General features: G+C 44.2%; 1 protein-coding gene. It reads left to right on the top strand.

Features of this window, described 5'->3' with window-relative positions; translation table 11 throughout:
• On the top strand, positions 1-8,800 hold an 8,800-nt coding region (locus tag ACIR310F_RS26565; RefSeq protein WP_231387362.1), incomplete at both ends, for an ExeM/NucH family extracellular endonuclease.

Raw genomic sequence — 8,800 nt, forward strand, 5'->3', positions numbered from 1 at the left:
AACTCAAAACATCACCATCACAGATAACGATGTCGCCATTACCAAAATTAGCGCCATTCAAGGTAGTGGTGCAACAGCAGCATTGACAGGAACTCAAACCATTGAAGGTATCGTTACCGGCGCATTCCTTGGTGCTACTAAACTCAATGGCTTCTATGTCCAAGAAGAAGACGCTGATACCGACAGTAACTCTGCCACCTCCGAAGCCATCTTTGTTTATGATCCATCAGGATTATTCACCGGCAACATCGGTGATAAAGTCAGAATCACGGGAACAGTTAGTGAATTTACTACTACTAGCGGGTCTAATACTAGCAGTTTAACTCAATTTTCTAGTTTAACGAGTGTTGTTAATCTGGGAGCAGGTACGTTACCCACAGCAGTTAACGTCCAATTACCCAATAGCAATTTAGAAAGCTACGAGGGAATGCTAATTAACTTGAGTGCTGGTAGTGGAAACCTCACAGTAACAGAGTATTATCAACTAGGACGTTATGGGCAGGTTGTTCTCTCAGCAATGGGTTCTAGTAACCAACCGGGTACAGATGCCAGACTAGATCAATATACCCAATTCAATGCTCCCAGTGTTAGCGGTTATGCTACTTATTTGGCGGATATTGCTGCTCGCAAGATCTATCTTGATGATGGTAGTGCTGTTCAAAACCCAGATCCGATTATTTTTGGTCGTGGTGGTAATCCTTTAAGTGCGATTAATACTCTGCGCGGTGGTGATACTGTTGCCAGCATTACAGGTATTTTAGACCAGCGTTATGAAGGGTATCGCATCCAAACTACAGATGGGGTTAATTTTACTCCGGGTGGAGGTTTGGGGGAACGGCCGTTTGCCCCTACGGTTGGTGGTACTCTGAGGGTGGCTAGTTTTAATGTTCTTAATTATTTCAATGATTTAGATACGAATGTTAATATCAATACTAATGGATTGAGTTTTGAGCCTCGTGGTGCTAATACTGCTATTGAGTTAACTCGTCAATTGAATAAGATTGTCCAAGCCATTATTAGTTCTGGTGCTGATGTTTTGGGTTTGATGGAATTGGAAAACAATGGCTATGGTGCTAATAGCGCTATTCAAAGTTTAATCACTGGACTCAATGGGGTTGCTGGTGCGGGTACTTACAGTTTTATTAGTTCTAGTACAAGATTGGGGACTGATGCTATTACTGTAGGTTTAATTTACAAATCCAGTCAAGTCACTCCTTATGGTGCAGCCGCGACACTACCCGATAGCTTTGGTACAGGTGCTTATGACCTAGTGGGACGTAAACCCCTAGCGCAGACATTCCAACAAAACTCCAACGGTGAATTATTTACCGCTGTCGTCAATCACTTCAAATCCAAAGGCAGCAACGCCGGAGGTATTGGTGATACCGATGCTGGTGATGGTCAAGGCTTATCCAATGGTACTCGCACCCGTCAGGCCCAGGATTTAGCGGCATGGTTGGCTACTAAGCCCACTGGGGTTAATGATGGTGATTATTTGTTGTTGGGTGATTTCAATGCTTATGCTCAAGAAGACCCTCTGACTACATTAGCGATCGCCGGATATAACAATCTTCTGCCTAACACTTTTTACTCTTACGTTTTTGATGGTCAGTTAGGTTCTCTTGATCATGCTTTAGCTACTAGTAGTCTAGCTGCACAGGTATCCGATGTGGAAATATGGCACATTAACGCCGATGAGCCTAGCGTATTAGACTATAATATCGAATTTAAATCCATAAATCAAATTACCAGCTTATACAGTCCCGACCAATTCCGTGCTTCTGATCACGACCCGGTAATTGTGGGATTGAACCTTAACTCGGCTCCTACCAATATCACTTTAACTGCTACTAGCATTAATGAAAATGTACCCGCCAATAGCGTCGTAGGTACTCTTGCGACCATTGACCCCAACAACAGTGACACTTTCACCTATAGCTTAGTGGCTGGTGCTGACAATGCAGCCTTCACCATTAACAGCAATCAATTGCTCATTAACACCTCACCAGACTTTGAAACCCAGTCTAGTTACAGCATTGTCGTCCGTTCGACAGATCAAAGTGGACTTTACACCGATAAAGTGTTCACAATTAACGTTAATAACATGAACGACCCCGCCACTATTAATGGCAACAGTATCCTGAGCATCACCGAAGGAACTAACATTAACGCCGGTAAGCTAACCGCCTCCGGTACGTTAACGGTTGTAGATCAAGATGCTGGTGAAAATAAATTTGCTACCACCGTCGTTTCCGCTAACGGCAATTTGGGTAGTTTGACAATTACAGAAACCGGGGCATTTAGCTATAGCGTTAATAATAGCGCGGTACAGTATTTAAACGCTGGTCAAAGCAAAGTTGATACTTTTACCGTCACATCTTTAGATGGTACAGCCAGCCGAAATATCAGCATCACCATTAATGGTATCAACCCAGCTACAACAGTGGATTTGTCCACTTATGTCCGGGTTGGCCGATACGACTTACCTGAACCTACTCGCACCACTGCACCCACTAATAGCCTATTAGCTCAGGAAGTCTCTGCTGTGACTTACAACTGGGATACAGATACGCTGTTTGTTGTTGGAGATGGCAGTACATCAATCGTACAAGTATCAAAAACAGGGCAGTTAATCAATTCCATGACCCTAGCTCCCGGTAATAGTCCCCAAGGTACAGACTTTTATGACATTGAAGGACTTACTTATATTGGTAATGGCAAATTTGTCTTAATTGAAGAACGAGACAGACAGGCCAATTTGTTTACCTATACCCCCGGAAGCACTCTGACTAAAGCCAATACCCAAACCGTCAAACTGGGGACAACCATTGACAACATCGGTATAGAAGGGATTTCCTGGGACCCCCAAAGCGGTGGATTTATTGCGGTGAAGGAGAAACAACCCGCAGGTATTTTCCAAACTACTATTGATTTTGCTGCGGGGACAGCCAGTAATGGTTCTCCCACCACAGTTAATTCAATAAACCTTTTTGATCCAGCATTAGCTAATCTTTTAGATTTTGCTGATGTTTATGCCCTGTCTAACTTATCGTCTTTGAATGGACAACCGGATTATAGCCGCTTATTAGTTTTGAGCCAAGAATCCGGCAAAATTGTCAGCATTGACCGCTCCGGCAACATCTCCAGTTCATTAAAAATCATTTCCGATCCTGGAAATCCAGCTTCCGTTGTCGACCAGCAACATGAAGGACTGACCATGGATAAAAATGGCTATCTCTATGTAGTCAGCGAAAATGGTGGTGGTAATATTAGTTATCCGCAACTTTGGGTTTACGCACCTTCAGCAATTCCTAATCAAGCCCCCACTGGTTTGGTTCTGGATAATAAGGTACTAGCGATTGCCGAAAACACCAGTACCACCGCCGCCATAAAAATAGCCGACATTACCATTACTGACGATGGATTAGGAATAAATACTCTGAGTTTAAGTGGAGCAGATGCCAGTTTCTTTGAAATTAACGACACTGCATTTTACATCAAAGCTGGTACTACTTTAGACTACGAAACTAAAACCAGTTACAGTGTTACTATTAATGTAGACGATGCCACCCTTGGTAACAATCCCGACGCAACTGCCAATTTTACATTGGCTGTTACCGATATCGTCAATGAAATACCCACCCTACCCGCTCTCATTATCTCTGAAGTATCACCCTGGAGCAGTAGCAATAGCGTCTATACTGCCGACTGGTTTGAGGTGACAAATATTGGTACTAGTGCTGTAGACATCACTGGCTGGAAGATGGACGACAACTCCAACTCCTCCGCTAGTTCTGTGTCCCTTAACGGTGTTACTAGTATTGCTCCTGGGCAATCGGTGATTTTCCTAGAAACCGCTACACCTGACACCACTATCCCGGCATTTAAAACCGCTTGGTTTGGTACTAATGTTCCCAGTAATTTAACCATTGGCAGTTATACAGGTAGTGGCGTAGGACTAAGCGCCCTCGGCGATGCTGTCAATCTCTTTAATGCCAATGGTACGAGAATCACAGGCGTTAGTTTTGGTGGGTCTACCACATACACAACCTTCGACAATGCGGTTGGCTTGGGTAGCACCACCCTACCTCTGCCAACAGTGTCAACTATAAGCGCCGTCGGAGTTAAGGGAGCGTTTTTATCCTTTAATAACGCGCTGAATGTTACATCTAAAGAAATCGGTTCACCAGGAAGGATTAACAACATGAACAACCTCGCAAGTATTAGTGGTAACGGCAATGTCACTATTAAGGAAGGAACTAATGTTAATGCTGGTAAGCTAACCGCTTCTGGTACATTAACGGTTACAGATGAAGATGCTGGTGAAAATAAATTTGCCACCACCGTCGTTTCCGCCAACGGTAACTTAGGTAGCTTGACAATTACGGACACAGGAGCATTTAGCTATAGCGTTGATAACAGCGCAGTACAGTATTTAACTGCCGGTCAAACCAAAATAGACACCTTTACCGTTACCTCTTTCGATGGTACAGCTACTCAAAACATAGCGATCGCTATTAACGGAGTCACGGCTGGATTCACAGGAGTAGCCGCCGGAGATACCACAGCCACCAGTGCCATACTCTGGACTCGTACTTTCGACACTGCCAATACAACCACCCAACCCGGTATCACACAAGATGTCACCCTGCAATTGTCCACCGACGCTAATTTTACCACCATAGTCAGGTCAATTAGTGGAGTAACCCGCGATGCCAACCGCGACTATACCCTGAAAATAGATGCCACAGGCTTACAGAGTGGCACAAAATACTATTACCGCTTCCAAACAACCGCCGGCGAATCGAGCCAAGTAGGGACATTTAGAACTGCTTATGAAGCCACAACCCAAGCACCCGTAAAATTTGCCTTTAGTGGAGATGCAGACGGTGTCATGCGACCCTACATTTCTACCCAAAACTTCCCCAACTTGAACTTAGACTTCTTCATGTTCTTGGGAGACACAATTTATGAAACAGCAAGTACCGGCTCTCCCGCAGCAACCACCAACATCGTTGGTAATCCCAGTCAAGCCTTAATCGACTACCACCGTAAATATCTAGAAAACCTCCGGCCTGTCAATAATAACGGCTTTTCGGGTTTACAAGGTCTGTATAGTTCTCAAGGCAACTACACTGCACTAGATAACCACGAACTAGGCAACAAACAACTAATCAATGGCGGCGCACCAGGCGCATTAGCTACCGCATCAGGTAATGGTTCTAGTAACACGGTAGATGATGTCAATACAACAGGTGTATTTATTAACCAAAATCCTGGTTTTAAAGCTCTGATTCAAGCATACTCTGATTACCAACCGATTAGAGAGCGCATTATTTCCGCCCCTACTGATCTTCGCACTAATGGTACACAACAACTTTATTTAGCTCAACAATGGGGTAAGAACGTTATTCATATCAATACAGACACTCGCAGTTACCGTGATGTGCGGTTAAAGACTGCTACTGGTGCTGATGATACGGGTTCTCGTGCTGATAATAGCGATCGCACAATGCTAGGAGATACTCAACTAGCTTGGTTAAAGCAAACTCTGTTAGACGCGCAAAATAACGGCACTATTTGGAAGTTTGTCAGTGTATCTAGTCCTATAGATCAAATTGGTGCTATTGGTTCTGGTGCTGATGGTGGTAAATCATGGATTGGTGGCTATCGTGCAGAGCGTAATGACTTACTCAAATTTATAGCTGACAATAGCATCAAAAACGTAGTCTTTTTGTCCGCAGATGACCACCAAAATCGCATCAATGAACTAACCTACACAGATAACGGTGTAGTCAAAGTTCTACCCAATGCTTTATCAATCGTAGGTGGACCAGTAGGAGCTACCGGACCCGATACCATTACCAACCATAGTTTTGCTAATATCCAGACTTTAGCGAATAACCTTGCTAACAATCAGATAGCAGCAGGAATTAACCCACTTGGCTTAGATCCTAATTTCCCCGGATTAAGAAATGTGTGGCGTGAAAACGACACCAACCCCACACAAATCGAACCCGTTGACTTCTATTCCCCCGACACCTTCAATTACACCGTTTTTGACATTGCTGCCGATGGTAAAACCTTGAACGTAAACGTGCAGGGAGTTAACTCTTATGCTCAAAACACATTCCCAGAACCATCCGCAGCTAATCAGGTTCGCTCAATTCTCAGCTTTAGCATTGATGCCGCTGTTCCCGTCTTTAACTTTAACCTTCCTAACTACTCAGTTGCAGAGGGTGGTACTTCTGGTTTCTCCAACGCCACAGTGCGAGTAACCCGTCAAGGAGACCTATCCGGTACAAATTCAGTGCAACTGCAACTAAATGGTGGTACAGCCAACGGTAGTGCCGCTGCTCCTACAGTAGACACAAGCAAAGGACCGAGCAGTTCAGCCACTTCTTATATCATCCCCACTACACCAGGCTCTGGTGTTAGTTTGAAATCCATCCTCACGGTTGGAGATTGGGTTAACAACAAACCCGACGGCACACCCTATAGAATGGTTGGCATTCCCGATGGTTTGGGAGCTTATGATAACGGTGATGGGACTTTCACCCTATTAATGAACCATGAAATAGGCAGTACATCTGGAATTGTCCGCGCCCATGGCGGTACAGGAGCATTCGTTTCCAAATGGGTAATCAACAAATCAGACTTATCAGTAGTCAGCGGCAGCGACCTAACCCAGACAGTATACGTATGGAATAGTACCAACTTCGCCCAAAGCACCACCACAGCATTTAGTCGTTTCTGCTCTGGGGATTTAGCAGCGGTTTCCGCTTTCTACAACAGCACCACGGGACTCGGTAGCACAGCACGTATTTATTTGAATGGCGAAGAAAGCGGAGCCGAAGGTCGTGCTTTTGCTCATATCGCCACCGGCACAAACGCCGGTACAACTTATGAACTACCCTACCTAGGTAAATTCAGTTGGGAAAATATTGTTGCTAGTCCCACCCTTAGTAATAAGACAGTAGTAGCCGGACTAGATGACTCCGCAGGTGGTCAAGTTTACATCTACATTGGCGATAAAACCAACACAGGAACGGACATTGACAAAGCGGGATTAAACAACGGTAAACTGTATGGAATTGCTGTTACCGGACTAACAAGCGAAACTAACACAACCAACTTAGCACCGGGAAGCAGATTTACATTAGCGGACTTAGGCAAAGTCCAAAATACAACAGGAGCAGCACTGCAAACCCAGAGTGTAGCGGCTGGTGTCACAGCCTTCTTACGTCCTGAAGATGGACATTGGGACCCATCTAACCCCAGCGACTTCTACTTTGTCACCACTAATTCATTTAGTGGTCCTAGCCGCCTGTGGAGACTGCGCTTTGATAATCCAACTAATCCAGAGTTAGGCGGTACTATTGAAGCGGTTCTGGATGGTACTGAAGGACAGAAGATGTTTGATAATATGACCATAGACAAGTATGGTCATATCCTGCTTCAGGAGGATGTAGGGAACAATGCCCATATTGGCAAAATTTGGCAGTATAACATTGCTACTGACAGTTTAAAACTAATAGCGCAACATGACCCAAATCGCTTCCTTTCCGGTAGTCCTAACTTTTTGACTCAAGATGAGGAATCATCAGGGATTATTGATGCTCAAGATATTCTCGGACCTGGTTGGTTCTTGCTTGACACCCAGGCACACTACGGTATTGCAGGGGAACTGGTAGAAGGTGGACAATTACAGGCACTTTTTAATCCTGACACCTACAAAGCCTACCAAACGGACTATATCAACAGCGCCATCACTGTTACTTTTGCACCGGGTGAAAGTTATAAAGACGTACAGATTCCTATTGCGGGCGATAGTGTGATTGAGTCTAGTGAAACCGTCAACCTGAGTCTAGTAAACCCCAGTAGTGGCACATCCCTAGGTACACAGCAACCCACCGCAGTTCTCACCATAGCCGACCTCAACCAAGCGCCGACCAACTTAATCCTCAGCACCAGCACAGTTACGGAAAATCAAACGGATGGTGTAATTGGTAATCTCACCAGCACAGACCCAAATACAGGAAACACCTTTACCTATAGCTTAGTTACAGGGGATGGTGACACTGACAACGATTTATTTAGCATTGTTGATAATCAACTCATAGCTAATACTGTATTTGACTTTGAAACCCAAACAAGTTACAGCATTAGAGTCCAAACCACAGATCAAGATGGGTTATCTTTTGAGAAGGCTTTAACTATTAACGTTAACGACATTAACGAAGCACCGACGGATTTGTCTTATGATAATACCACTGACACTACTGCAATTGATGAAGGTCAACCCAGTGGTACAGTGGTTGGTAATCTCATCAGTACAGACCCAGAGACAGGTGACACTTTTACTTATAGCTTAGTTGCAGGGGATGGTGACACTGATAACAGTGCTTTCACTATTAGTGGAAATCAACTGCAAATTAACGCTTCTCCAGATTTTGAAACTAAATCCAGTTACAGCATCCGGGTGAGAACTAGCGATAATGATGGTTTGACTTTCGAGAAGGTTTTGACTATCAACGTTAATGACCTCAACGAAATCATTGGTAATGCTAGTAACAATAATCTTGTGGGGACTGCAAATAACGATTACATTGATGGCAAAGCTGGTAACGATACTCTCAACGGTGGTGCTGGAGTAGATATCCTGATTGGTGGTATGGGAAATGATACCTATATAGTTGATACAACCACTGACACCATCATTGAAAATCCCGGTGAAGGTAGAGATTTAGTACAATCATCTGTTACTTACACTCTGAGCGAAAATGTAGAAAACCTGACC

Origin of the sequence: Dolichospermum circinale AWQC310F (genome assembly GCF_000426925.1) — a bacterium.
Taxonomy (GTDB): Bacteria; Cyanobacteriota; Cyanobacteriia; order Cyanobacteriales; family Nostocaceae; genus Dolichospermum; species Dolichospermum circinale.